The sequence below is a fragment of the Mesorhizobium sp. P2_C4 genome (assembly GCF_056404575.1).
In genome coordinates, this window is sequence record NZ_JBFUDT010000001.1 from 158,017 (window position 1) to 179,675 (window position 21,659).

Genomic DNA, 21,659 nt, shown 5'->3' on the forward strand with positions numbered 1-21,659 from the left:
GGGCGTGGCCGTGACCCCGTTCGGCGAAAAGCTGCGGTCGCTGCGACAGGAACGCGGCGTCAGCCAGAAGGACATGGCTTCGGCCATCGGCGTCAGCGCCGCCTATCTGTCGGCGTTGGAGCATGGCCGCCGGGGCGCGCCGACCTGGACGCTGATCCAGAAGATCATCGGCTATTTCAATGTCATCTGGGATGATGCGGAGGAGCTGGCGCGGCTTGCCGAGGCCTCGCATCCGCGCGTCAGGATCGACACGTCGGGTCTCACCCCCGCCGCCACCGAACTCGCCAATCTGCTGGCCGAAAACATCGAAAAACTCGACGAAGCCGAGCTGCGTCGCATCAGCTTGTCGATCCGGGCGGCACTCGGCCGGCCGGCATAAGTCCGACAGCCATGTCAACCCACTCGCGCCGGACGTCTATTTCACTCCGAAAGCGATGCCCGCCGGCGGGGAGCCAGCGGGCATGGCGCGATTACTTTGCGCCGGCCGGACCGTTAGGGCCACCGCGACCTCCGGGATTACCATGCTCGTGGCCATTGTTACCGCCGCCCAGGCAGTTCGAGTCGCCGGCGTTGCAACAGCGGCCGGCCCACGGGTCGTTGGTCTGGGTGTTGGAACAGGTGATGGTCTGATCCGCCAGAGCGGATCCGGTCAGGGCCGATACCGCAACGGCGGCAAGAAAGGCATTTCGCAAAAGTGCAGTCATGTGAATTCTCCATGGTTGGTTTCCGTCTGCGGCCATGTGTCGTTGGCCGAGAGGAAATGGTTCATGGAGAAGACAGAGAATTTTCAGATGGCGGTGAGGCGGCCTCGCTTTCGTCATCCACGGGCGGAGCCGGAGCGAAGCGGACGCGTAGACCCGAGGATCCATGCCGTGAGTTACGAGCGGTGCAGCGGTGCAAAAATATCTAGTGATGTCGATGGCGGGGCGGCCGTTCTTGCGCCGCTGCGTCTGTCCCGATGTCACGGCATGGATCCCAGGGTCTCCGCGACGGAGCGTCGCTCCTGCTCCGCCCTGGGATGACGAATGCTCTGCGCCCAGTCCGTTACTGAACGGCGCCGACCAGAACCTGCTGGCCACCGCGGATCGAAACCCAGCGGCCGGTGTTGTCGATCGCCTGCCGCTTGAGGAAGCGGTAGCCGGTCTGGTCCCATGAGCGGACCTTGTCGGTCAGATTGTCGAGGATGTAGTCGCCCTTGTCGGTGCGCACCGTCAGCACCGCATGGCCCTCGCCATCGGGCTTGCGCACGACGGTGATCAGAAGGTCGGCCAGCGACACGCCCAAGCGGTTCAGGTCGCGGCGCTTTTCCAGGACATAGTCCTCGCAGTCGCCGACGCCGTTGTCGGGATAGGCCCAGACCTCGTCCTTGCCATAAATGTCGTAGTCGCTCATCGGCTTGACGGCGGCGTTGACCTGCGCGGTGACGTTGATCAGCTTGCGCATGAACGCGTCGGTCATGGCAGCGGGAGCGAGATTGGTCGGCCGGATCGAGCATTCGCTCGGATGGGCCTTGCAGAAATCATAGTGTCCAATCGGCTGCGAGGTCGGGCCTCCGGTCGCCATTGACGCTGCCGCCGATGCCGGGCCAGCCCAGCATCCCGAAATCGCCAGCCCTGCGACTGCACACAAGCGCAGCGTCCGTGCCATCGGTGAGGAAATCATTGTCCCCGTTCGCCCTTGTTGTTAACGAAACGTTAAGGGGGATTTACACTCCGTGTCAATTAGACACAGCCGAGTCATTGACGGGATGGTTACCACCGCGATCCTGACGCGGCACTTGTGCAACAGGTTGGTCCGGGCGCGCCGGATGCCACCATCCCGGGGGCCTTGATATCCGCCTGGCGGCGCCCTTGCTTCAGCCCTTGGCGGAGCGGACCAGCCTTGGTTTTGCCGCGACGCGGTTCTGGCGGCCATAGCTGGTGATGAAGTCGACGATGCGCGGCACGATTTCGGAGCGGAAGCGCGAGCCGTTGAAGACACCGTAATGGCCGACCGCCGGCTGCATGTAATGGGCGTGCCGCTCGGCGGGGATGTTGGGGCAGAGGTCGTGCGCGGCCTGGGTCTGGCCGAGGCCGGAAATGTCGTCGTTCTCGCCCTCGACCGTGAACAGCGCGACATTGCGGATCGCCGACGTATCGACGGCGACGCCGCGATGCATCATCTCGCCCTTCGGCAAAGCGTGGCGGACGAACACGGTATCGACGGTCTGCAGATAAAACTCCGCCGTCAGGTCCATCACCGCCAGATACTCGTCGTAGAAATCGCGGTGCTTCTCGGCGTTGTCGCCATCATGCTTCACCAGATGCATGAAGAAGTCCTTGTGCGCCGTGATGTGGCGGTCGAGGTTCATGCTCATGAAGCCCGAAAGCTGCAGGAAGCCGGGATAGACCTCGCGACCGAAACCGGGCACCGGCCAGGGTGCATTCATGATGACGTTGTCGGCGAACCAGTCGATGCCTTTTTCCTTGGCCAGAAGATTGACCGCCGTCGGGTTGCGGCGTGTATCGATCGGCCCGCCCATCAGCGTCATGGTCGAGGGAACGAAGGGATCGCCACGGGTTTCCATCAGCGCCACCGCCGCCAGCACCGGCACCGAAGGCTGGCACACCGCCATGACATGGGTGTCAGGCCCCAGCGCATGCAGCATGTCGATGATGTAGTCGATATAGTCGTCAAGGTCGAAGCTGCCATCGGCAAGCGGCACCATGCGGGCATCGACCCAATCGGTGATGTGCACGTCGGCATGGGGCAGCATCGCTTCGACGGTGCCGCGCAGCAGCGTCGCATAGTGACCGGACATCGGCGCCACGATCAAAAGCTTCGGATCGGGCTTGCGCCCGGCAGGAACGGCGCGCTCGAAGCGCTGGAGATTGCAGAACGGCCGCGACCAGACCGTCTTTTCGGTGACCTCGACGTTTTTCCAGTCGACCACGGTCTTGGTGATGTCGAAATGCGGCTTGCTGTAACGGCGCGTGGTGCGCTCGAACAATTCGGCGGTCGCCGCCACCGAGCGGCCCCAGGATGTATGCGAAAACGGATTGAGCGGATTGCGGTAAAAAATCCGCACCGCATCCGCGTAGGCGCGAGCGGGCTGCAAGGCGGCATGATTCAGTTCGTAGAGCTGGTAGAACATCAAGAACCCCGCTGCTGCATGCGACCCAAAGGGGCGACGAGCAGCGCCGATCCTTGAATGTCTCGCGGCAAGGTTAACAACTAATTGCTGCGATGCAATACGTCACGTGGCGTGAAATATGCTCATTCTTTCGTCTAAGGCTTTGAGAATCCGCCTCGAAAGCCGGAGCCGGCTCAATGTGCGGCTGCGAAGGCCAATGCGTGTCGCCCAAAAGTGTGCAGCGGTTTTGGGACAACGACATGCATCAAGACAAAATAGGCCGTGCCCGGCTGGGCTGGACACGACAAAAGGTCAGACGCGCGCCACGCAGACGGCGGTATAGCCCGAGCTGATGAAGCCGAGCTGGCTGGCGGCGCCCTTCGACAGGTCGAGCATGCGACCCTTGATGAACGGGCCGCGATCGTTGATGCGCACGACGACGCTGCGGCCATTGTTCTGGTTGGTCACCTTCAGCTTGGTGCCGAACGGCAGGCTGCGATGCGCGGCGGTCATCGCCGACGGGTTCATGCGCTCGCCCGAGGCGGTCCGGGAATGCAGCGCGTACCAGGAGGCACGGCCGCATTGCGCGGCGGCGGGGGAGACGGAGGCGCCGACCATCAGGCCAGCCGCCATCGTCACCGCGACAAGCGCGGTCTGGTTGTTCTTTTTCATTTTTGGGGATTGGCTCCGTTTCTTACAGACCCCAGCCGTTATGTGTCGAATAAGGCAGGAAATGCGGCAAACCCCGGGCAGTTCCGTGGCGGCAGCACACGTTTGGAGTCGCAAGGAAACAGTTTGTCAGGAATCCTTAACCATATGCCGGCGTACTTCCGGTGATTATCGTGTCAATATCCGGGATATTTTCACCAAGGCTCAACGTTACTATGCAAGTAAAAGCATGCGCGACTGGATCGCTTCCTTTCGCACCTTCATCGCGGCCATGATGCAGTTGACGATCGACTTGCGAGGGGAATTCCAACGATGAGACTGATCAGGAATCTGCTGGCGTTGATTGTGCTGGCCATCGGCGTCCTGTGGTCATTGCAGGGCCTCGGCTATGTCAGGGGAAGCTTCATGACCGACCAGACGCAATGGTTCTATATCGGCATCGTCACCACGCTGGTCGGCCTGGTCGGGTTGAGTTGGGCGAACCGCTCGCGCATCTGACGTTCAGGACGCTGGGACAGAGATCTTCGGCGCCTTCTCGTTCGCTGAACCGGCCGCGAACCGGAATTCCCGAGCCGGCCCGCCGCCCGGCAAATCCATGCCCCAAATAGCCCTCGATTCGAAAACGCTTTCCGCGTCTTCGCGGCTAAGTATAGTAATCTTATCGACATTGACGAGTTGGAGGCGACGATGAGCGACCACCGCATCACCATGATCGTGCGCGGCATGCATCGGACCTCCAGCGCGCCGTCCTTTGTCGCCCTGCAGCCGGTCAGGCGCATTTCTGTGCTTTCAAAGGCACAAAGGCCGGCAAAAACGGCCTCAGCGGCTTGAAAATCGAGCAAAATCAACGTCCTTGGCTTGTATATCATGTCACTAGAATTTATGTGTCGTGACAGCTTGGACGCGGCGGGGAGGCACGCCAGGCGTTTCGCAACCGATGGCCGAAAACCATCGCAGGACAGAGAAACGTTCGGTTTATGCTCACAAAAAAGGGTAAGTACGGCCTCAAGGCGCTCGTCCACCTCGCGCAATTGCCGGTCGGGCAGCTCGCCTTCGTCGGCGACATCGCCAGCGGCAACAACATTCCGAAGAAATTTCTCGACGCCATTCTCGGCGAATTGCGCAATGCCGGTTTCGTCCAGAGCCGCAAGGGCAAGGAAGGCGGCTATCGCCTCGCCCGCCCGGCCGATGAAATCAAGGTCGGCCACGTCGTGCGCGTGCTCGACGGACCCCTGGCGCCGATCCCTTGCGCCAGCCGCACCCAGTATCAGCGCTGCGAAGACTGCAATGAGGCGACATGCCAAGTCAGACATCTGATGCTCGAGGTCCGGCAGGCCATCGCCGAGGTGCTCGACCAGCGCAGCCTCGCCGAGATGCGCGACATCGGCCTCGACGACCTTACGGTCGCGAGGGACATCGACAACCTTCCGGTTGCGGTGAAGGTCCAGGCCTGACCCTTCGACTACTGCCGGTGCGCGCATGACCGGGCGCGCCAATTCGATCATCCCCAATTCGATCATCATTGTCGGCGGCGGCGCCAGCGGCGTCGTGCTTGCCGCGCATCTGTTGAAATCGGCCAATCCCGATCTGCGTGTGACGCTGATCGAAAAGCGCCCGCATTTCGGCCAGGGCATGGCCTATTCCACATTGCTCTCCGCTCATGTGCTGAACGTCGCCGCCACCGGCATGAGCGCCTATGCCGACGATCCCGGCAATTTCTGGCGCTGGCTGCTGGAAAATGGCCTGGCAACCCAGGAGCAGGCGCCGGTCTATGCGCCGCGCAGCCTCTATGCCCGCTACCTCAAGGAACTCTTAGACGAGCTCGAGACGCGCGAGGAGCAGACGGGACGCTTGCGTCTGATCCGCGAGGAGAGCCTGTCGATCGCGCCGAATGCCTCCGGCGTCGAGGTGACACTGGCCAATGGCACCAGCGTCGTCGCCCATCTCGCCGTGCTGGCGACCGGCCATGACGAGGAGCCGGGCGCCGGACAAGGCCACGCCATCCGAATGGGGTCGGAGGCCGACACCGCGCTCGACCCGGACAGCCGCGTGATGGTGCTGGGCACCGGTCTGAGCATGGTCGATGCCTTCCTGGCGCTCGAACAGCGCGGCCATCGCGGCGAGATCGTCGCTTTGTCGCGGCGCGGCCTGCTGCCGTCGCCGCACCGCAAGGGCAAACCGATCAAGCTCGACGTCGCCGACATTCCGCTCGGCACCCAGTTGTCCTATTTCGTCGCCTGGTTCCGTGACCTGATCCGCGAGAACCAGAAGGCCGGCATCGACTGGCGCGATGTCGTCGATGGCCTGAGACCATTCAACCAGAAGATCTGGCAGAACTGGCCATCCTCGGCCAAGCGCCGCTTTGTCGAACACACCAAGGCCTGGTGGGACATCCATCGTCACCGCATGGCGCCGGAGGTCTATGCCCGCGTCACCGAGGCCGTACAAAAGGGCCGCATCCGTCCCGTCGCGGGGCGTATCCTCGGCATCACGGCGGGGGACGGCTACACGGTGGAGGTCCAGTCCCGCCACACGCAGCGCCTCGAAACATTCGAAGCCGCGCGCCTCTATGATTGCACCGGCATCGCCAGGGACATCTCGACCACGTCGAACAGCGTCGTGCGCTCCCTGGTCGACCGTGGACTGGCCCGACCGGACCCGCTGCGGCTCGGCCTCGACGTCACCGCGAACTGCGAGATCATCGCCAGCGATGGGTCGGTATCGGCCAAGATCCTCGCGGTCGGCCCGCTGACGCGCGGCACGTTTTTCGAGATCGACGCCATTCCGGATATTCGCGTGCAGTGTGCGAGGCTGAGCAAGCAATTGCTGGGCTGAGCTGTTGGGGTCAGCGCTCTACGGCGCCCCCCTCTGTCCTGCCGGACATCTCCCCCACGGGTGGGGAGATTGGCAGCTTTGGCGCCCCGCCTGACGTCCAACGACGACAATTGGCGAAGGCCGTGGTGACAGCCAATCTCCCTCCTTGTGGGGGAGATGGCCGGCAGGCCAGAGGGGGGGGGCGCTGTCCCGCGACCCGCAGCCATTGGCGCCCAAACGCGGAATTTCATTCCGCATCTGGCCGGTTGATTGGCATGATCTATCTTCTTTCCGACTGCAAAGGGCAGGAGAAGAGGATAGGCTACCGCTCGCCCCCGGCGGTCGCTCGCCTTGACCATGGAGCATCGACATGAGCGAGCACAAGATCGCTTCACCCGACGGCGCGCTGTCGCGCCTGCGTCCGCCCTATGCGTCGGTTCTCGAACTGATCGGCCAGACGCCGATCGTCGAACTGACCAAATTCGACACTGGCAAGTGCCGGCTGTTCATCAAGCTCGAAAGCCAGAATCCGGGCGGCTCGATCAAGGACCGCATCGCGTTGTCGATGATCGCCGCCGCCGAGCGGGAGGGCAAGCTCAAGCGCGGCGGCACCATTGTCGAGGCGACCGCGGGCAACACCGGCCTCGGCCTCGCCCAGGTCGGAATCCCCAAGGGCTACCGCATCATCCTCGTCGTGCCCGACAAGATGTCGCGCGAAAAGATCCAGCATCTGCGCGCACTCGGCGCCGAAGTGCGCATGACGCGCTCCGATGTCGGCAAGGGCCATGACGAATATTATCAGGACATGGCCGAGAAGATCGCCGCCGAAGTGCCCGGCGCCTTCTACGCCAACCAGTTCGCCAATCCGGCCAATCCTGCCGCGCATGAAACCACCACCGGTCCGGAGATATTTGCGCAGCTTGAAGGCGACGTCGACGCCGTGGTCGTCGGTGTCGGCTCCGGCGGCACGCTGACCGGGCTTGGCCGCTATTTTGCAAAAGTCTCGCCGAAGACCGAGATGATCCTGGCCGATCCGGTGGGATCGGTGCTGGCGCCGCTGATCAAGACCGGCAAGCTGGAAGAGGCCGGCAGCTGGACCGTCGAAGGCATCGGCGAGGATTTCGTGCCGCCCAATGCCGATCTGTCGCTGGTCAAGAAGGCCTACGCCATCCCCGACAAGCAGAGCATGCTGGCGGTGCGCGATCTCTTGTCGAAGGAAGGCATTCTGGCCGGCTCGTCCTCGGGCACGCTGCTGTCGACCGCCTTGCGCTATTGCCGCGAGCAGACGGTGCCGAAGCGTGTCGTCACCTTCGTCTGCGACAGCGGCAACAAATATTTGTCGAAAGTCTTCGACGATTTCTGGCTGGCCGAGCAAGGCCTTGCCGAGCAGGAACAGCATGGCGATCTGCGCGACCTGGTGATGCGCTCGCATCGCACCGGCGACACCGTCTCCGTCGGTCCGGACGAAAGCCTGCTCAACGCCTATGGCCGCATGCGCCGCTCGGATGTTTCGCAGCTGCCGGTGCTCGACAATGGCAAGCTTGTCGGCATCGTCGACGAAAGCGACATCCTGGCCAAGGTCGACGGTCCGCATGACGGCCGCTGGGAACGCTTCAACGGCCCGGTGCGCACAGCGATGACTTCCAATCTGCACACGCTGCAGGCCAGCCAGACGCTGGACGCTCTGCTGCCGGTGTTCGACCGCAACGAAGTCGCGATCATCTTCGATGGCGACGATTTCGTCGGCCTGATAACCCGCATCGACCTGATCAACCATTTGAGGCGCGCACGATGACCACCAGCACACCGCCGTCGGGCAAGAACCGACTGGCCTTTTCGACGCGCACCATCCATGGCGGCCAGAGCCACGACCCGCTGACCGGCGCGGTGATGGTGCCGATCTATGCCACCTCTACCTACGGCCAGCAGTCGCCCGGCGTGCACAAAGGCTTTGAATATGCCCGCAGCCAGAATCCGACCCGCTTTGCCTTCGAGCGCGCCGTGGCCGATCTCGAAAGCGGCTCGGCGGCCTTCGCTTTCGCCTCCGGGCTGGCGTCGATCGCCACGGTACTGGAGTTGCTTGATTCCGGCGCCCACATCGTTGCCACCGACGACATCTATGGCGGCTCGTTCCGGCTGATGGAGCGGGTGCGCAAGCGCTCGGCCAATCTACAGGTCTCCTTCGTCGACTTCACCGACCTTGCCGCCGTCGAGGCGGCGATCCGCCCTGAGACGAAACTGCTTTGGGTCGAGACGCCGACCAACCCGCTGCTGCGCATCGTCGACCTCGAAGGCGTCGCCGCGCTGGCCAAACGCAAGGGGGTTCTCACCGTTGCCGACAACACCTTCTGCAGCCCCTACATTCAGCGGCCGCTGGAGCTCGGCATCGACATTGTCGTCCATTCGACGACCAAATACCTCAACGGCCATTCCGACATGGTCGGTGGCGTGGCGATCGTCGGCGACAACAAGGACCTCGCCACCCAGTTGAAGTTTTTGCAGAACGCCATCGGCGCCATTTCTGGCCCCTTCGACAGCTTTCTGGCGCTGCGCGGCATCAAGACCCTGGCGCTCAGGATGGAGCGCCATTCCGCCAACGGTCTAAAGATCGCGCAATGGCTGGAGGCGCGCAAGGACGTGCGCCGGGTCATCTATCCCGGTCTCGCCAGCCATCCGCAGCACGTCATCGCCGTCCAGCAGATGCATGCCTTCGGCGGCATGATATCAGTCGAGCTCGACCGCGACCTCGCCGCGACAAAGCGATTCCTCGAACGCACGCAATTGTTCACGCTGGCCGAGAGCCTCGGCGGCGTCGAAAGCCTGATCGAGCATCCCGCCATCATGACGCACGGCTCGATCCCTGCAGAAAAGCGCGCGGCCATCGGCATTTCCGATTCGCTGGTCCGGCTGTCCGCCGGCATCGAGGATGGCGATGATCTGATCGCGGATCTGGAGCAGGCGCTGAAGAGCTGAGCGCCATCGGGGTCGCTTCCATCGTGGTGATCCTTCGCGCCCCCCTCTGTCCTGCCGGACATCTCCCCCACGAGGGGGGGAGATTGGCGGTTCCAGCGCCTCGCTCATTTCTGCAACGTTGGCGATTGGCGAAAGTCGGCGTGACGTCCGATCTCCCCCCATGTGGGGGAGATGCCCGGCAGGGCAGAGGGGGGCGCTGTCCCGCTGGCGTCTGCACTTGCAGACAGAGACGTACACCCTAAAGTGTACTCACTTTGCGATTTGCCGGAGGCGTCATGCGCATAGTGGTGCTGGGTGGCGGTGTCGTTGGCGTCACCACGGCCTATCAGCTGCAAAAGGACGGCCACGAGGTCGTGCTCATCGAGCGCCAGCCGCAAGTCGCCGCCGAGACCAGCTGGGGTAATGCCGGCATGATCGCGCCGGGCCATTCCTTCGTATGGTCGTCGCCCAGGGCGCCGATGATCCTGTTGAAATCGCTGCTGCTGAAGGACCAAGCGCTGCGCTTCAAATTCTCGAGCGACCCGCGGCTCTACTCGTGGTCTTGGCTGTTCCTCATGGAGTGCACGGCCGCCAAGGCGCGCCACAACACGCTGCTGAAGCACCGCCTCGCCGCCTATTCGCAGACCGTCCTGCGCGATGTCATTGCCGACGAGGACATCGACTACGACCGCAACGATCGCGGCATCGTCTATTTCCACCGCAGCCAGCAGGCGCTCGACAAGGGTGTCGAGCACATGAAGCTGCTCGAATCCGACGGACAGGAGATCAAGGTGCTCGACCGCGACGGCGTCGTCGCGCTCGACCCGCCGCTGGCCTCGGCCCGGGAAAAAATCGCCGGCGGCATCTATTGCCCGACCGACGAGACCGGCGACCCCGCAAAATTCACGCGGGCGCTGGCCGCCAAGGTCGTCGAGCGCGGCGGCGTCCTCCACACGGAAACGACCATCACCGGCATCGAGACAGCGGGCGATGGCGTCACGCAGGTGCTGACCGACAAGGGCGCCTTCAAGGGCGACGCCTATGTGCTGGCGCTCGGCAGTCACAGCCCAAAGCTTGCCGGCAAGATCGGCATCAACCTGCCGATCTATCCGATCAAGGGCTATTCGCTGACCATTCCGGTCGGCAATCGCCCGGCACCGCCGACCATCGCTTCCGTCGACGAGCACAATCTGGTCGCCATCTCGCGCTTCGGCGACCGCATCCGCGTCACCGCCACGGCGGAGTTCGCCGGCTACGACACCAGCCACAAGCCTGCCGATTTTGCCTTCATGAAGGGCGTGACGCAGGAGCTCTACCCCGAAGGCGCCGACTACGACCGTGCTGAAATGTGGGCGGGGTTGCGGCCAATGACCCCGAACAATCTCCCCGCCTTCGGTCGCCGGGGCTTCCGCAACCTCTACCTCAACACCGGGCACGGCCATATCGGCTGGACCATGTCGCACGGCTCGGCCCGCATCACCGCCGACCTGATCGCCGGCAAGACTCCGGCCATTTCCATGGATGGTCTTTTGAACTGAGAGCATGATCCCAAAAACGGGAACCGGTTTTTGGACAAGGTCATGCTCAAACTAGAAGGGGAATACTATGCCTCTCAACGCTGCTACCCGCCCAACCGCCTCAGGACCGGTCGACCTCGGCGTGTTGCCGTCAGACCTCGACGGCGGCCTGGCGTCGCGCGCCGCGATCGGCCTTGCAGTACTGGCCACCGACCAGACGCTGGAGCATGAATTCCGCGCTCTCGTTCGCATCCCCGGGGTCGCCTTCTACGAGGCCCGCGTCTTCAACGACCACGACATCACCCCAGACACTTTGCGCGCCATCGGCCCGAGGATCGCGCCATGCGTCGACCTCATCCTGCCCGGCATCCCGCTCGACGTCGTCGGCTTCGGCTGCACCTCGGCGACGATGACGCTCGGCGAGGAGGCGGTGTTCGCCGAGATCAGGAAGGCGCGGCCCGGCATCGCCTGCACCACACCGGTCACCGCGGCCCTTGCCGCGTTCCGGGCGCTCGGCGTCAAGGGCATCGGCCTGCTGACGCCCTACTCGCCCCGCATCAATGAAGGCCTCGTTGCCTATTTCACCGGCCGCGGCCTCGACATAGCCGCCGTCGCCACCTTCGACCGGCAAGACGACCGCGAAGCCGCCCGCATCTCGGTCGCCTCGATCGAAGCCGCCGCCGAGCGGATGGCGGCGACGCCGGGCGTCGATGCGATCTTCATCTCCTGCACCAGCCTGCGCGTCGCCGAAGCGGTGGCCGGGCTGGAAAAGCGCATCGGCATTCCCGTCACCTCCAGCAACCACGCCATGGCCTGGCACTGCCTGCGGCTGGCGGGGGTGGATGATGTGGTGGCCGCCGGTGGGAGGCTGTTCGGATTGAAAAGCAACTGAACTTTTTGCGAAGCGCCAGCTGGATCTCCCAGCCGCCATCGAAGAGCTGTCAAGCGCCGTTCTCGGCGTGCCGCAGATCGGCCAGCGAGATCACCAACGTCATTGGATCGAGCGGCGAGGGATTGAAGCCGAGCGCCATGTAAAAAGCCCGCGCCTCCTCGGAAATCGCGTGTACCAGGATGCCGCGAATGCCAAGTGTCCCGGCTGCGTTCATCACCCGGCGTGCCGCATCCTGGACGAGCGCCACGCCCAGCCCTTGACGCTGATGCGAGGTGTCGATGGCAAGGCGAGCAAGAATGGCAACCGGGATCGGATCCGGCATGTTGCGTCGGAACCGGCCCGGCGCATGGCTGGCGGCAACACCGCCCGAGGCGAGCGCATAGTAGGCAATGACCTTGTTGCCGTCTCGGCAGGTGACAAAAGTGCGCGTCGCGCCGCTATCCTGATTGGCGAGCGCCCGACGCTTGAGCCAGTCATCGAGGGCCGGCACGCCGGAGGAAAACGACGACAGGTCATGGATGCGCTCCAGGGGCATCGGCGCCTGCAGCGTCACTTTGTCTCCCACGGCAAGCGAGCGTTCATGAGCCTGGACAACCGCTCGTTGGGCTTGGGCGGTGCATCGAGCAAAGCGAGGAATTCCGCATGGGCTTCCGGAGAGACTTTGATCAGCGTCCGGTCGAGCAGTGTATCCTCGGCCATGCGCCGGGCGGCATCGAGGATGAAATCCGTCCGCGTCTTTCCGAGCACGCGCGCGGCCTCGTCGATCAAGCCGCGCTCTTCGGGCTTGATACGGATATTCAGCGTGCTTCTCTTGGAAGCTTCACTTGGAGGTTCGTGTTTCATCCTATGAGAATAGCAGTTCGTAATGACGTTGTCATTATAGTTCGATCTATCTGGATTGCCGGGCGGCTGATCGCCGTGCGATTTCCAGGGTTCAAAGTCCGAGAGTTAACAAACTCGGAAGTCTTTGTTTAACCGTTCGCCTCTATGTCACGCCCCGGGGGGCCTGACAGAGTGAGTATGATGGACGACAGCCCCGAAAAGCGCAGCGAATGGCGCGCCATTTTTTATGTGCAAGCCCGCGTTGCCATCCTGTTTGTGCCGGTGGTCGCCAGCCTGCTGCTCATTGCCGCCCTTGCCGGCAACGAGCGCAATCCCGACGCCGTTGACCGGACCGTCACCGGCTCAGTGCGATAGACGACGGGCTGGACTGCCGCCTCAATAAAATCTTGGGATCGGACCGTTCTGCGGCGTGACCCGCTCGCCGAGGTCGAGAAACACCTCGTCGATGTAGCACCAGCCCCAGCCTTCCGGCGGGTCGTAGCCTTCGATGACCGGATGGCTTGTGGCGTGAAAATGTTTTGTCGCGTGACGGTTGGGCGAGTCGTCGCAGCAGCCGACATGGCCGCAAGTGCGGCAGAGCCGCAGATGCACCCACCACGAACCGCTTTTCAGGCACTCCTCGCAGCCGAGTGCGGTCGGCGTCACATCCTTGATGCCATGCGCATGTCTGCATTCATCCGCCATCAGTTTCTCCTGGCCGTTTGTGGCGCGACGGCGTCGCCTTGCGCCAAATATGCGTGCAATGCCGCCACCACCTGGGCGCCTTCGCCGACGGCGGCAGCGACCCGTTTGACCGAGCCGGAGCGGACGTCGCCGATGGCGAACACGCCGCTGCGGCTGGTCTCCATCACACCCGATCCTATGTCCGTTCCGGTGCGCACGAAACCCTTGGCGTCCAGCGCCACGTTGCACTGCGCCAGCCAGTCCGTATTCGGGTCGGCGCCGATGAACAGGAAGAGGTGGCGGATCGGCCGCGTCGTTTCCTCGCCGCTGGCGCGGTTGCGCCAGCGGATGCTGCTCAGATTGCCCGCGTCGCCGTCCAGCGCCTCGATCTCGGTTTCGGTCAGCACCTCTATGTTGGGCTGTGCCCTGATGCGCTCGACCAGATAGTGCGACATCGTCGCATCGAGACTGCCGCCGCGCGCCAAGAGCGCCACCTTGCGGACATGGCTGGCCAGAAAGACCGCCGCCTGGCCCGCCGAATTGCCGGCGCCGACCAGCGCCACTTCCTGGCCGCCGCACAGCCGCGCTTCGATCGGCGACGCCCAATAGTGCACGCACGTCCCCTCGAATTGCGCCAGATTGGCGATCGCGAGGCGGCGGTAGCGCGCGCCGCTGGCGATCACCACCGTGCGCGCCAGCACGCTCTCGCCGTCGCCGACATCGAGCCTGTAGCGGGCGCCGGTCAGGTCGTTTGCAGCACTCAGCAGCTTGGCTTCGTCGGGGATCACCATCTCGACGCCGAATTTCTGCGCCTGGTTGTAGGCGCGCGCCATCAGCGCCATTCCCGAGATCCCCGTGGGAAAGCCGAGATAGTTTTCGATGCGCGAGGAGGCGCCCGCCTGTCCGCCGAAGGCGCGGCAATCGAGCACGATCGTCGACAGCCCTTCGGACGCCGCATAGACCGCCGCCGCCAGCCCCGCCGGTCCGGCGCCGACAATGGCCACGTCGTAGAGTTTTGCGCTGTCGATCGGCCGCAGCAGGCCGATGCAGCGGGCGAGTTCGTTCTCGCCGGGATTGTGCAGCAGCTTGCCGTTCGGACACAGCACGATCGGCAGATGGTGCGGGTCGACCTGGAAGCGTTCGATCAGTGTCGTCGCGCACGGATCGGCGTCAGAATCAAGCGCCCGGTGCGGCTGGCCGCTGCGCGCCAGAAAGCCTTGCAGCCGCAGCGTGTCGCCATTGCCGGCGGGGCCGATGATGATCGGCCCGCTGCTGCCGCTTTCCAGCAGCCCGACGCGGCGCAGGATCAGCGCCCGCATGATGCGCTCGCCGAGATTGGCCTCCTGCACCATCAGGTCGCGCAGCCGCTGCGGCGCGATGACGAACGCCTCGACCGGTTCGACCGCCTCGGCATTGACCAGCGAGGGGCGGTCCGAAAGCTGCGCCAGCTCGCCGAGGAAATTGCCCGGGCCGTGGGTGACGATCGTCTCGCGCCGGCCGAACTCGCCGCCCTGGGTAATATCCGCCTTGCCCGACAGGATGACGATCAAGCCGGGCGCCACATCGCCGGCTTTGACGATGGGCGCGCCGGCGGCATAGGCGCTGGCTTGCCCAAAACGGCGCATGCGCTCGATGTCCACATCGGCGAGGATGGGAAACATCTGGTCGCGGCGGGTGACGGTCGGGTTGGTGGGTTGAGCCATGGTTCGACCGTACCGAAGCGGTTGTCGAGTTTGAAGTGGTTTGTTCGGCGCCTAGCCGCGAGGCGAGGTTGGTTGACAGCCGCTACCCTTGCGGATGGGCATGGCCCGCCTTCAGGGCAAGGCCAGGTGGCCGTGTCCATGGCTCATATCCGCCAGAGTTTCGATAACCCTGCATTCCGCCACTCTTCCGCATGCGCACTCATCGACCATGCGTGTCAATTCCAGTCGCAGGGCGTTGAGGCTCATGATTCTGGTCTCGACTTCTGCCAGGCGGGCCTTGGCGATCGCATCAGCTGTCGCACAGGATTGGTCCGGGTGGTCCTGAAGCGACAGGAGCGCGCGAATGGCCTCGACCTCGAAGCCCAGTTCGCGGGAATGTTTGATGAAAGCCAGTCTCGAAACAGCGTCCCTCTCGTACCGCCTTTGCTGTCCTTCGGTGCGTGGCGGCGCCGGCAGCAGGCCGATCTGCTCATAGTAGCGGATGGTGGGGACCTTCACCGCCGTTCGCCTTGAGAGTTCACCGATCGAGAAATCCATAAAAAACCTCTTGAACCTCTAGTGGCTAGAGGGACTAAGGTGGCTGCAAACGTGGAGATTTTCAATGGTCGACGATTGCTGCGCTCATGAAACAGCTGGCTGCGCAGGCCCGCCTCCCTTGGTGCTACCAGCCAAGGTCACCAAGGCAGAGGCGGCAAGTTGTGACGCGGCGAATGCCTCATGCTGCTCGGGCGGAGTGCCTGTTTTTGATGGTATGGATACCAGCTACAAACGGGTGCTTTGGGCCGTCATCGGGATTAACGGGGCGATGTTCCTCACCGAGATGGTCGCCGGCCAGCTCGCTGGATCGCAAGCCCTCAAGGCGGATGCCCTGGACTTCCTGGCGGATACCGTCACCTACGGCCTGAGCCTGGCCGTGATCGGTGCGACCTTGCAAACACGGGCGACAGCGGCCTTGTTCAAGGGGCTTTCGCTGTTGGTCATGGCGCTGTGGGTGTTCGGTTCGACAGTCTACCAAACCTTGATCCTGGGCCTTCCAAGCGCGGAGGTCATGGGCGTCATCGGCTTTATGGCGCTGGCTGCAAACCTCGGCTCCGTGCTGTTGCTGCGCCCCTACAGGGATGGGGACGCGAACGTCCGGTCGGTTTGGCTTTGCTCGCGCAATGACGCCATCGGCAATGTTGTCGTGATGGCTGCCGCGCTGGGAGTGTGGGGCACATCCACCGCTTGGCCGGATCTTATTGTGGCCGCGCTGATGGCGGGAATTTTCCTGACTTCGTCCGTTCAAATCTTGAGGCAGGCTTGGGATGAATACAGCCAAGGCCGACAGCTTGCAGCTGCGGAATAAGAGGCAACTGAGCCGACCGACAGATTGCAATCCTCGAACGAGCGACGCCCTTTTCCCGATGTCGGGAGGCGACGCCCTTTGTCGTGCGACAAATCCACCAGACATGGGGTAAGCTGCCGCCGGGTATGTGGTTTGGAGGAAATCTTTGTCTGAGAAAAGAGAATTTAGCCGGCTGTCTCGCCGTGCCTTTATGGCGGTTGGCGCGGGGCTGCTGGTGGCGCCTGCCATAGGCCGCACGCAAGCGCTCGATGGCCGCAGGATTTCGTTCCTGATCGGCAACGAGGGAGCCGGCGGCTATGAACTCTATGCCCGGCTTTTCGCAAAACATCTCGCTCTGGCTCTGCCCAATGCGCGGCTCACGGTCGAGGTTGTTCCGGCTGCCGACGGCAGGCTTGCGGCAAAGCACATCGCCGAGGCCGCGCCAGGTGAGTTGACGATCGGCTTGTTCGAGGGTGCGTTGCTCACTTCGGAGATCGAGAAGGACGACCCCGCGACCAAAAGCCTTGCCGCCTTCAAGTGGATCGGCAAGATGGCGGTCGATGAGCGGATCGTCATCGCCAGCACGCGAAGTGGCATAAAGTCGGTCGAGGACTTGTCGCAGCGGGTCGAACCGGCGATCTTTCCGGCAAGCAGCATCGTTTCGCGCAGTGCTTCGGAATGTTTTCTGCTCAATGCCATGCTGGGCCTGCCGATAAAGCCGGTACCGGGCTACGATGGCGGCCAGCGCGCTTTGGCCTTCCTGAGCGGCGAGGGTCAGGTGATCGTCGGCTCCTATCCGAGCCAGGCGAAGATGCTCGACAACAACGAAGCCGTCGCGCTGCTTCGCCTGAACGAGGTGCCGCATCCCTCGGTCCCGACATCGGTGCCGCTGCTGCGCGATATCGCGCCGGCCGGTTTCGCATCGCTCATCGACATGATCGAACTGATCAACAATCTGGGCCGCTGGATAGCAGCGCCACCCTCCATTGACGGGGGCGATCTGGCGGTGCTGCGCGGGGCTTTCGACAAGGTCGTTGCCGATCCCGCTTTCCTAGCCGACGCCAAGGCCCAGAGGCTGCAGATCGATCCGGCGGGCGGGGCCGAGGTTCAGGAGAAGGTCACCGCCTTGCTTGCCCGCAAGCTCGAGCTGCGTGGCGGCATGGTCGCCGCGCTGAAGTGCGGCCGCCGCCGCGCCGACGGTGACCGGTCTTGCTGATCGAGGCAGCGATCATTTTCCCCTCTTAAAGGCCAGGACCAGAGTGATCGCTTGATTCTAGATGCTTTGCGGGCCCTGTTCGATCCCGGTCTTCTGCCCGGGCTGCTTCTCGGCGTAGCGCTTGGCTTCATCGCAGGAATTGTGCCGGGCATTGGCGGCCGCATCGGGCTGTTGCTTGCCCTGCCGCTTGCGCTTCTGTTCGGGCCGCTGGGGGGCGCGGTGTTTTTGATTTCGTTGCACGCCGTGGTCCATACCTCGGGGTCGATCACCCCCATCGCCTATGGCCTGCCGACATCCGCTTCCGAGGCCGCAACCGCGCTCGATGGTTTTCAGCTGCAGCGCAAGGGTCGGGGCGCCGAGGCGCTCGGCGCCAGCCTGTCCGCCTCGGCGGTGGGCGGCGTGCTGGGCGCCATCGTGTTCATGCTCGCCGCACCTGTTGTGCGGCCGATCGTCAGCAATCTGGGCGCGCCGGAGTTCCTGGTTCTCGCTTTGCTGGGGCTGGCGCTGGTCTCGTCGCTTTCCGACCGGCAGCCGAGCGCCGGGCTGGCGGTCGCCGCACTCGGTGTTCTCGCCTCGACAGTTGGAATGGACGCGCTGACCGCCCAAACCCGTTTCACCTTCGGCAGGCTCGAACTGTGGGACGGCCTCGAGACCATCTCGGTGATCGGCGGCCTGTTCGTCATTCCCGAGATGCTGGCGCTCGCGGGCAGCCCGGACAACAAGCCGCTGCCGGCGACGACCGCCGAGCTTCCCAGGATGATTTCGGGAATGGCCGAGGCTTTCCGCTACAAGATGATCATGCTGCGCTCGACGGTCATCGGCATCGTCGTCGGCATGATGCCCGGCGCCGGATCGAGCGTTGCGGTGTGGATCGCCTATGCCGACGCGTCCGCCCGCCACAGCGGTGACGTGCCGCTCGGCGAAGGCGCCATCGCCGGCGTGGTTGCGCCGGAAGCCGCCAACAACGCCAAGGAGGGCGGCGCGCTCATTCCCACGGTGTTTTTCGGCATTCCCGGCAGTTCGAGCATGGCCATTCTGCTCGGCGGTTTTGCCATGCTCGGCCTCGAAGTCGGGCCGACCATGCTGACGACGCATTTGCCGACGGCGATGACCTTCGCCTGGACGGTCATTCTGGCCAACCTCTTGACCATCCCGCTGTTCCTGCTCGTCGTTCCCTGGCTGGTTCGTTTCACCGGCCTGCGGCCGAAGGCCATCGCGGTCTTCGCGCTGGTCGCCGTCGTCACCGCGGCTCTGGGCTCGGCGACCAATTCGCTCGGACTGGTTCAGTTCGCGGCCGGCGGCTTGCTCGGCGTCGCACTCTTTCTGGCCGGACTTCCGCGCGCGCCTTTTCTGCTCGGCTTCGTCATCGGCCCGATGGTCGAGAAGTCACTGGGCAAGACGTTGCAGATTTTCGGACCCACGGCCCTGCTTCGGCCAGGCGTCTTGCTGCTCGGCTGCGCGCTGCTGGCCGTGCTGTGGCGGCTCAGGCGACCGCAGGAGGGTCCGCAAAGCATGACCAGGCGCTCTCGCCCAGTGGCCTTCGGCGCCCTTGCCGGCATGGCCGCGCTCGGCCTTTGGGCCATCATCACCGCTACCGGCTTTACCGGAACGTCCAGGATCGCGCCCATCCTGTCCGCCGCGATCCTGACCGGCGCGTCGCTCTTCACTTTATGGCGCATCCAGCGCGAACCCCCGGCGCCGTCGCCGTCGATCTCGCTGCGCATGGGTCTTGCCTTGTCGCTTTTGCTTGCGGCCGTTCCCGTGGTCGGCATCGTGCCGGCGTCGCTCGGCTTTCTTGCGTCGGCGCGAAAGACCTTTGCCGGTCGCTGGGCATGGATGCCTGCGATCCTGATTGTGGTGGCGGTCCTGCAAGCCCTGATGATCGAAGGGCTGATGGGCAGGCCGTTGCGGTTCGGCCTGCTCAGCGCCGGCCTGTTTCACTGACCGGCCTTCACGAGGGAGATGTGAGAACCGCGATCACGCGTTTTCGCATGTAGTAGGGGCGCCCGTTGCCTCCGACCGCCCACTCGACCTCGTCGAACCGGGCGAGCGCCAGCGATGCGGTTTCGAGCAGTGTTTTCAGGTCACCGACGGTCCTGAATTCGCCGGCGCGGCTTTCGTGGTCGTGCAGCGAGCGATCGAGCCGCACCATGATCTCTTCACGGCCATCGGCTACATCGAGCTCGCCTTGCGCCGTCATGGCGGCGAAACGCTCGTTGCGGGCGCCGCGACTGGCAAGGTCGGCTTCCGACTCCTCGCGCGACGCCGACTTGATGCGGTTCGAAAAAACCACCGAGCCGCCCGGCTTCAACCACGATCCCAACTCCGCCAGCACCGCTGGCTGCACGCTTCTGTCGATGAAGCGGAAGACGCTGTGCATGACGATGATGTCGGCCGGAAATTTCCGGCCCGGGGCGGTAAGATCGACCGCCGCATAGCTGAAATCGAGACCGTGTTCCTCGGCGAAATGCTGGCACAAGAGAAGCGGCGTCGGGCACAGATCCAGCACCGTGAAATGGCAGCGCCGCAGCGCTTCGTCTCCAAGACGGGCCACCGCATGCGCGACCGTCGCAAACACACCGGTGTCGGCCGAGCCGGCGATGACGATGTCGAGACGCGGTTGGCGCGACAGGCCGCGCCCGAAAAGCTCCTCGAGCACCGCCACCAGAGCGTCGCGGTCGGTATCGATACCGAACCGTTCGCCCGTCGCGCGATGGGCGCAGCTGCGTATGTGGTAATCCGCGCAACCGACGCAATGGCGCGGCGCAATCTCCAGCACGCGGCGGAGATTTCCGGGCAGATCCTCGCCATAGGTGGCGGGATCGGAGAGCGCGTTGCCGCTTGCCATCATAGCTCGTCCTGAGGTGCGGACTTCGCCCGTCCGGTGACGCGGTCCAGCAGCCGCCGACCGAGGCTAACCGGCAGCCGCGCGCGCGGCAGGCGAAGATCGTGAGCACGCGGCCGGATCTCGGGAAAGCCGATCCGTCCGCGCGGATGCGGCGTGTTGATCGCCCGCAGGGCTGTCACGAACTGGTTGCGGATCAGCTGCCGGCGTTCGCTGCGGGCATCGCTCTTAGCGAATTTGGGGAAGCTCGGGTTGGTGTTGATCTCGTAGATCTGCAGCCGCCCTTGATAAAATCCATAGTCGACGCGCCCAAAGTCGAGACCGCCAATGCGGAACGCCTCGGCAAGCGGTTCGGCATGCGGGTTGCGACGAACGAAATCCAGTTCTTCTGCAACCTCTGCCGGTCCGATCGCAGCGGAGTTCTTCTTGACCACCCACTGCTCACTGCACATCAGGTGCTGCGGCACGATTGTCCCGCCGATATTGAAGGCGCCGTATTTGCGGTAAAAGCCTTTCTCGTCGGCCTCGCCGACATAGCCGACGGCAATCCGTCCCTTCAACGGTCTGCCGTTCCGCCGCAGCTGCGCGATCGCCTCGTCGAACTCCGCATCGGATCGCAGGATGGCGGTCTCGGGTCCGCCATATCCGTCTTCGGCGCGCAGGAAAGCCGGGTATCTTGTCGGTCGCGCCCCGGTATCGAGGCGTTGGACGGCAAAGTCGTTGACGCCTTGCGCGTTGAGCTTGTGAAGCAGTGCCACCCGCTCGAGGGCGTGCAGCGGGTGATTCAGAATGCGGATCTCCGGTGCTTGCGCCTGCAGCCTCAAGGCCACCGCCGCCGCGCAGTCCAGCTCATAGCGCGAGAGCCGGTCGAAGTCGGTGAAGATGGTGTGCGCCAGCGGTGCCGCCCGTTCGAAGAACAGCTCCTCATAGGTGATGTAGGACAACAGCCCGCTTGCGTCCGCGCCGAGGCCGTGGATCAGGCGCTGAATTGTCGTGCTGAACCGGGCGGTGACGACATAGACGATCATGCGAAAGCTTTTCCTTCCGACCCTCGAAGACGGATTGTCGTGCTATTTCAGGGCTGGCAGAGATTGCGTTGGCGCTGCGGA

Annotated in this window: 24 protein-coding genes; 13 read left to right on the forward strand and 11 right to left on the reverse strand. The window is 63.8% G+C overall.

Annotated elements, in window-relative coordinates; genetic code table 11:
- Positions 1-10 precede the first annotated feature (10 nt).
- On the forward strand, positions 11-379 hold the full coding sequence (locus AC1DX6_RS00830) for a helix-turn-helix domain-containing protein (RefSeq protein ID WP_477311871.1): 369 nt from the start codon (positions 11-13) through the stop codon (positions 377-379).
- Positions 380-470: 91 nt separating this feature from the next.
- Here the strand turns inward: AC1DX6_RS00830 and AC1DX6_RS00835 are convergent, their stop codons facing one another.
- The 4 genes from AC1DX6_RS00835 to AC1DX6_RS00850 all read right to left on the reverse strand — a co-directional run bounded on the left by AC1DX6_RS00835 (position 471) and on the right by AC1DX6_RS00850 (position 3,784).
- Positions 471-704 (reverse strand): hypothetical protein, encoded by a 234-nt coding sequence (locus tag AC1DX6_RS00835; RefSeq protein ID WP_477310290.1) that lies wholly within the window; start codon positions 702-704, stop codon positions 471-473.
- A gap of 340 nt (positions 705-1,044) precedes the next feature.
- Positions 1,045-1,662 carry a transglutaminase-like cysteine peptidase gene (locus AC1DX6_RS00840; RefSeq protein WP_477310292.1) on the reverse strand — a complete coding sequence of 206 codons (618 nt, stop codon included), beginning with the start codon at positions 1,660-1,662 and terminating at the stop codon, positions 1,045-1,047.
- 193 nt (positions 1,663-1,855) lie between these two features.
- Entirely contained in the window at positions 1,856-3,133 is a 1,278-nt protein-coding gene (locus tag AC1DX6_RS00845) for a polyhydroxyalkanoate depolymerase (protein ID WP_477310294.1), read from the reverse strand.
- 291 nt (positions 3,134-3,424) lie between these two features.
- On the reverse strand, positions 3,425-3,784 hold the full coding sequence (locus AC1DX6_RS00850; protein WP_477310296.1) for a septal ring lytic transglycosylase RlpA family protein: 360 nt from the start codon (positions 3,782-3,784) through the stop codon (positions 3,425-3,427).
- 309 nt (positions 3,785-4,093) lie between these two features.
- On the opposite strand from AC1DX6_RS00850, the gene AC1DX6_RS00855 reads away from it, so the two are divergent.
- From AC1DX6_RS00855 to AC1DX6_RS00890, 8 genes are all read left to right on the forward strand, one after another.
- Positions 4,094-4,279: a hypothetical protein gene (locus AC1DX6_RS00855; RefSeq protein WP_477310298.1), complete on the forward strand. Its 186-nt coding sequence runs from the start codon at positions 4,094-4,096 to the stop codon at positions 4,277-4,279.
- Positions 4,280-4,468: 189 nt separating this feature from the next.
- A complete protein-coding gene (locus AC1DX6_RS00860) occupies positions 4,469-4,612 on the forward strand; it encodes a hypothetical protein (protein ID WP_477310300.1) in 144 nt (47 codons plus the stop codon).
- Positions 4,613-4,758: 146 nt separating this feature from the next.
- Positions 4,759-5,235: an RrF2 family transcriptional regulator gene (locus AC1DX6_RS00865; protein WP_477310302.1), complete on the forward strand. Its 477-nt coding sequence runs from the start codon at positions 4,759-4,761 to the stop codon at positions 5,233-5,235.
- Positions 5,236-5,260: 25 nt separating this feature from the next.
- Entirely contained in the window at positions 5,261-6,616 is a 1,356-nt protein-coding gene (locus AC1DX6_RS00870; RefSeq protein WP_477310304.1) for an FAD/NAD(P)-binding protein, read from the forward strand.
- 349 nt (positions 6,617-6,965) lie between these two features.
- Positions 6,966-8,390, forward strand: a complete 1,425-nt coding sequence (locus AC1DX6_RS00875; protein WP_477310306.1) for a pyridoxal-phosphate dependent enzyme — start codon at positions 6,966-6,968, stop codon at positions 8,388-8,390.
- Positions 8,387-9,568 carry a trans-sulfuration enzyme family protein gene (locus AC1DX6_RS00880; protein WP_477310308.1) on the forward strand — a complete coding sequence of 394 codons (1,182 nt, stop codon included), beginning with the start codon at positions 8,387-8,389 and terminating at the stop codon, positions 9,566-9,568. The genes AC1DX6_RS00875 and AC1DX6_RS00880 overlap by 4 nt, the downstream gene beginning before the upstream one ends.
- A 275-nt stretch (positions 9,569-9,843) precedes the next feature.
- On the forward strand, positions 9,844-11,085 hold the full coding sequence (locus AC1DX6_RS00885) for a D-amino acid dehydrogenase (protein ID WP_477310310.1): 1,242 nt from the start codon (positions 9,844-9,846) through the stop codon (positions 11,083-11,085).
- 67 nt (positions 11,086-11,152) lie between these two features.
- Positions 11,153-11,956, forward strand: coding sequence for a maleate cis-trans isomerase family protein (locus tag AC1DX6_RS00890; protein WP_477310312.1), 804 nt, complete (start codon positions 11,153-11,155; stop codon positions 11,954-11,956).
- 49 nt (positions 11,957-12,005) lie between these two features.
- Here the strand turns inward: AC1DX6_RS00890 and AC1DX6_RS00895 are convergent, their stop codons facing one another.
- Positions 12,006-12,509, reverse strand: coding sequence for a GNAT family N-acetyltransferase (locus AC1DX6_RS00895; RefSeq protein WP_477310314.1), 504 nt, complete (start codon positions 12,507-12,509; stop codon positions 12,006-12,008).
- Positions 12,506-12,799 (reverse strand): type II toxin-antitoxin system TacA family antitoxin, encoded by a 294-nt coding sequence (locus AC1DX6_RS00900; protein ID WP_477310316.1) that lies wholly within the window; start codon positions 12,797-12,799, stop codon positions 12,506-12,508. The genes AC1DX6_RS00895 and AC1DX6_RS00900 overlap by 4 nt, the downstream gene beginning before the upstream one ends.
- 177 nt (positions 12,800-12,976) lie before the next feature.
- Between AC1DX6_RS00900 and AC1DX6_RS00905 the strand changes: the two genes are divergently transcribed.
- Entirely contained in the window at positions 12,977-13,153 is a 177-nt protein-coding gene (locus AC1DX6_RS00905) for a hypothetical protein (protein WP_477311915.1), read from the forward strand.
- A 21-nt stretch (positions 13,154-13,174) separates the two neighbouring features.
- Here AC1DX6_RS00905 and AC1DX6_RS00910 read toward each other — a convergent pair whose 3' ends face one another.
- From AC1DX6_RS00910 to AC1DX6_RS00920, 3 genes are all read right to left on the reverse strand, one after another.
- Positions 13,175-13,483 carry a UBP-type zinc finger domain-containing protein gene (locus AC1DX6_RS00910; protein ID WP_477310318.1) on the reverse strand — a complete coding sequence of 103 codons (309 nt, stop codon included), beginning with the start codon at positions 13,481-13,483 and terminating at the stop codon, positions 13,175-13,177.
- Positions 13,483-15,165: an FAD-dependent oxidoreductase gene (locus AC1DX6_RS00915; RefSeq protein WP_477310320.1), complete on the reverse strand. Its 1,683-nt coding sequence runs from the start codon at positions 15,163-15,165 to the stop codon at positions 13,483-13,485. Before AC1DX6_RS00915 ends, AC1DX6_RS00910 begins: the two co-directional genes overlap by 1 nt.
- A 111-nt stretch (positions 15,166-15,276) precedes the next feature.
- Positions 15,277-15,702, reverse strand: coding sequence for a MerR family transcriptional regulator (locus tag AC1DX6_RS00920; protein ID WP_477310322.1), 426 nt, complete (start codon positions 15,700-15,702; stop codon positions 15,277-15,279).
- 64 nt (positions 15,703-15,766) lie between these two features.
- Between AC1DX6_RS00920 and AC1DX6_RS00925 the strand changes: the two genes are divergently transcribed.
- The 3 genes from AC1DX6_RS00925 to AC1DX6_RS00935 all read left to right on the forward strand — a co-directional run bounded on the left by AC1DX6_RS00925 (position 15,767) and on the right by AC1DX6_RS00935 (position 19,649).
- Positions 15,767-16,510: a cation efflux transmembrane domain-containing protein gene (locus AC1DX6_RS00925; protein WP_477310324.1), complete on the forward strand. Its 744-nt coding sequence runs from the start codon at positions 15,767-15,769 to the stop codon at positions 16,508-16,510.
- Between the two features lie 145 nt (positions 16,511-16,655).
- The gene (locus AC1DX6_RS00930; protein ID WP_477310326.1) at positions 16,656-17,705 is read left to right on the forward strand and encodes a hypothetical protein; all 1,050 of its coding nucleotides are present in this window, start codon (positions 16,656-16,658) and stop codon (positions 17,703-17,705) included.
- 51 nt (positions 17,706-17,756) lie between these two features.
- Complete coding sequence (locus AC1DX6_RS00935; protein ID WP_477310328.1) at positions 17,757-19,649, forward strand: tripartite tricarboxylate transporter permease; 1,893 nt, start codon at positions 17,757-17,759, stop codon at positions 19,647-19,649.
- A gap of 7 nt (positions 19,650-19,656) precedes the next feature.
- Here the strand turns inward: AC1DX6_RS00935 and AC1DX6_RS00940 are convergent, their stop codons facing one another.
- Positions 19,657-20,553 carry a class I SAM-dependent methyltransferase gene (locus tag AC1DX6_RS00940; protein ID WP_477310330.1) on the reverse strand — a complete coding sequence of 299 codons (897 nt, stop codon included), beginning with the start codon at positions 20,551-20,553 and terminating at the stop codon, positions 19,657-19,659.
- The gene (locus AC1DX6_RS00945; RefSeq protein WP_477310332.1) at positions 20,553-21,578 is read right to left on the reverse strand and encodes an ATP-grasp domain-containing protein; all 1,026 of its coding nucleotides are present in this window, start codon (positions 21,576-21,578) and stop codon (positions 20,553-20,555) included. The genes AC1DX6_RS00940 and AC1DX6_RS00945 overlap by 1 nt, the downstream gene beginning before the upstream one ends.
- Positions 21,579-21,659 lie beyond the last annotated feature (81 nt).

Coding starts and splice junctions, on each gene's coding strand:
- AC1DX6_RS00865 (WP_477310302.1), top strand. CDS start 4,759: ATGCTCACAAAAAAGGGTAAGTACGGCCTCAAGGCGCTCGTCCACCTC.
- AC1DX6_RS00880 (WP_477310308.1), top strand. CDS start 8,387: ATGACCACCAGCACACCGCCGTCGGGCAAGAACCGACTGGCCTTTTCG.
- AC1DX6_RS00910 (WP_477310318.1), bottom strand. CDS start 13,483: ATGGCGGATGAATGCAGACATGCGCATGGCATCAAGGATGTGACGCCG.
- AC1DX6_RS00905 (WP_477311915.1), top strand. CDS start 12,977: ATGATGGACGACAGCCCCGAAAAGCGCAGCGAATGGCGCGCCATTTTT.
- AC1DX6_RS00840 (WP_477310292.1), bottom strand. CDS start 1,662: ATGATTTCCTCACCGATGGCACGGACGCTGCGCTTGTGTGCAGTCGCA.
- AC1DX6_RS00860 (WP_477310300.1), top strand. CDS start 4,469: ATGAGCGACCACCGCATCACCATGATCGTGCGCGGCATGCATCGGACC.
- AC1DX6_RS00900 (WP_477310316.1), bottom strand. CDS start 12,799: ATGAAACACGAACCTCCAAGTGAAGCTTCCAAGAGAAGCACGCTGAAT.
- AC1DX6_RS00855 (WP_477310298.1), top strand. CDS start 4,094: ATGAGACTGATCAGGAATCTGCTGGCGTTGATTGTGCTGGCCATCGGC.
- AC1DX6_RS00945 (WP_477310332.1), bottom strand. CDS start 21,578: ATGATCGTCTATGTCGTCACCGCCCGGTTCAGCACGACAATTCAGCGC.
- AC1DX6_RS00885 (WP_477310310.1), top strand. CDS start 9,844: ATGCGCATAGTGGTGCTGGGTGGCGGTGTCGTTGGCGTCACCACGGCC.
- AC1DX6_RS00940 (WP_477310330.1), bottom strand. CDS start 20,553: ATGGCAAGCGGCAACGCGCTCTCCGATCCCGCCACCTATGGCGAGGAT.
- AC1DX6_RS00870 (WP_477310304.1), top strand. CDS start 5,261: ATGACCGGGCGCGCCAATTCGATCATCCCCAATTCGATCATCATTGTC.
- AC1DX6_RS00890 (WP_477310312.1), top strand. CDS start 11,153: ATGCCTCTCAACGCTGCTACCCGCCCAACCGCCTCAGGACCGGTCGAC.
- AC1DX6_RS00875 (WP_477310306.1), top strand. CDS start 6,966: ATGAGCGAGCACAAGATCGCTTCACCCGACGGCGCGCTGTCGCGCCTG.
- AC1DX6_RS00915 (WP_477310320.1), bottom strand. CDS start 15,165: ATGGCTCAACCCACCAACCCGACCGTCACCCGCCGCGACCAGATGTTT.
- AC1DX6_RS00835 (WP_477310290.1), bottom strand. CDS start 704: ATGACTGCACTTTTGCGAAATGCCTTTCTTGCCGCCGTTGCGGTATCG.
- AC1DX6_RS00920 (WP_477310322.1), bottom strand. CDS start 15,702: ATGGATTTCTCGATCGGTGAACTCTCAAGGCGAACGGCGGTGAAGGTC.
- AC1DX6_RS00850 (WP_477310296.1), bottom strand. CDS start 3,784: ATGAAAAAGAACAACCAGACCGCGCTTGTCGCGGTGACGATGGCGGCT.
- AC1DX6_RS00845 (WP_477310294.1), bottom strand. CDS start 3,133: ATGTTCTACCAGCTCTACGAACTGAATCATGCCGCCTTGCAGCCCGCT.
- AC1DX6_RS00925 (WP_477310324.1), top strand. CDS start 15,767: ATGGTCGACGATTGCTGCGCTCATGAAACAGCTGGCTGCGCAGGCCCG.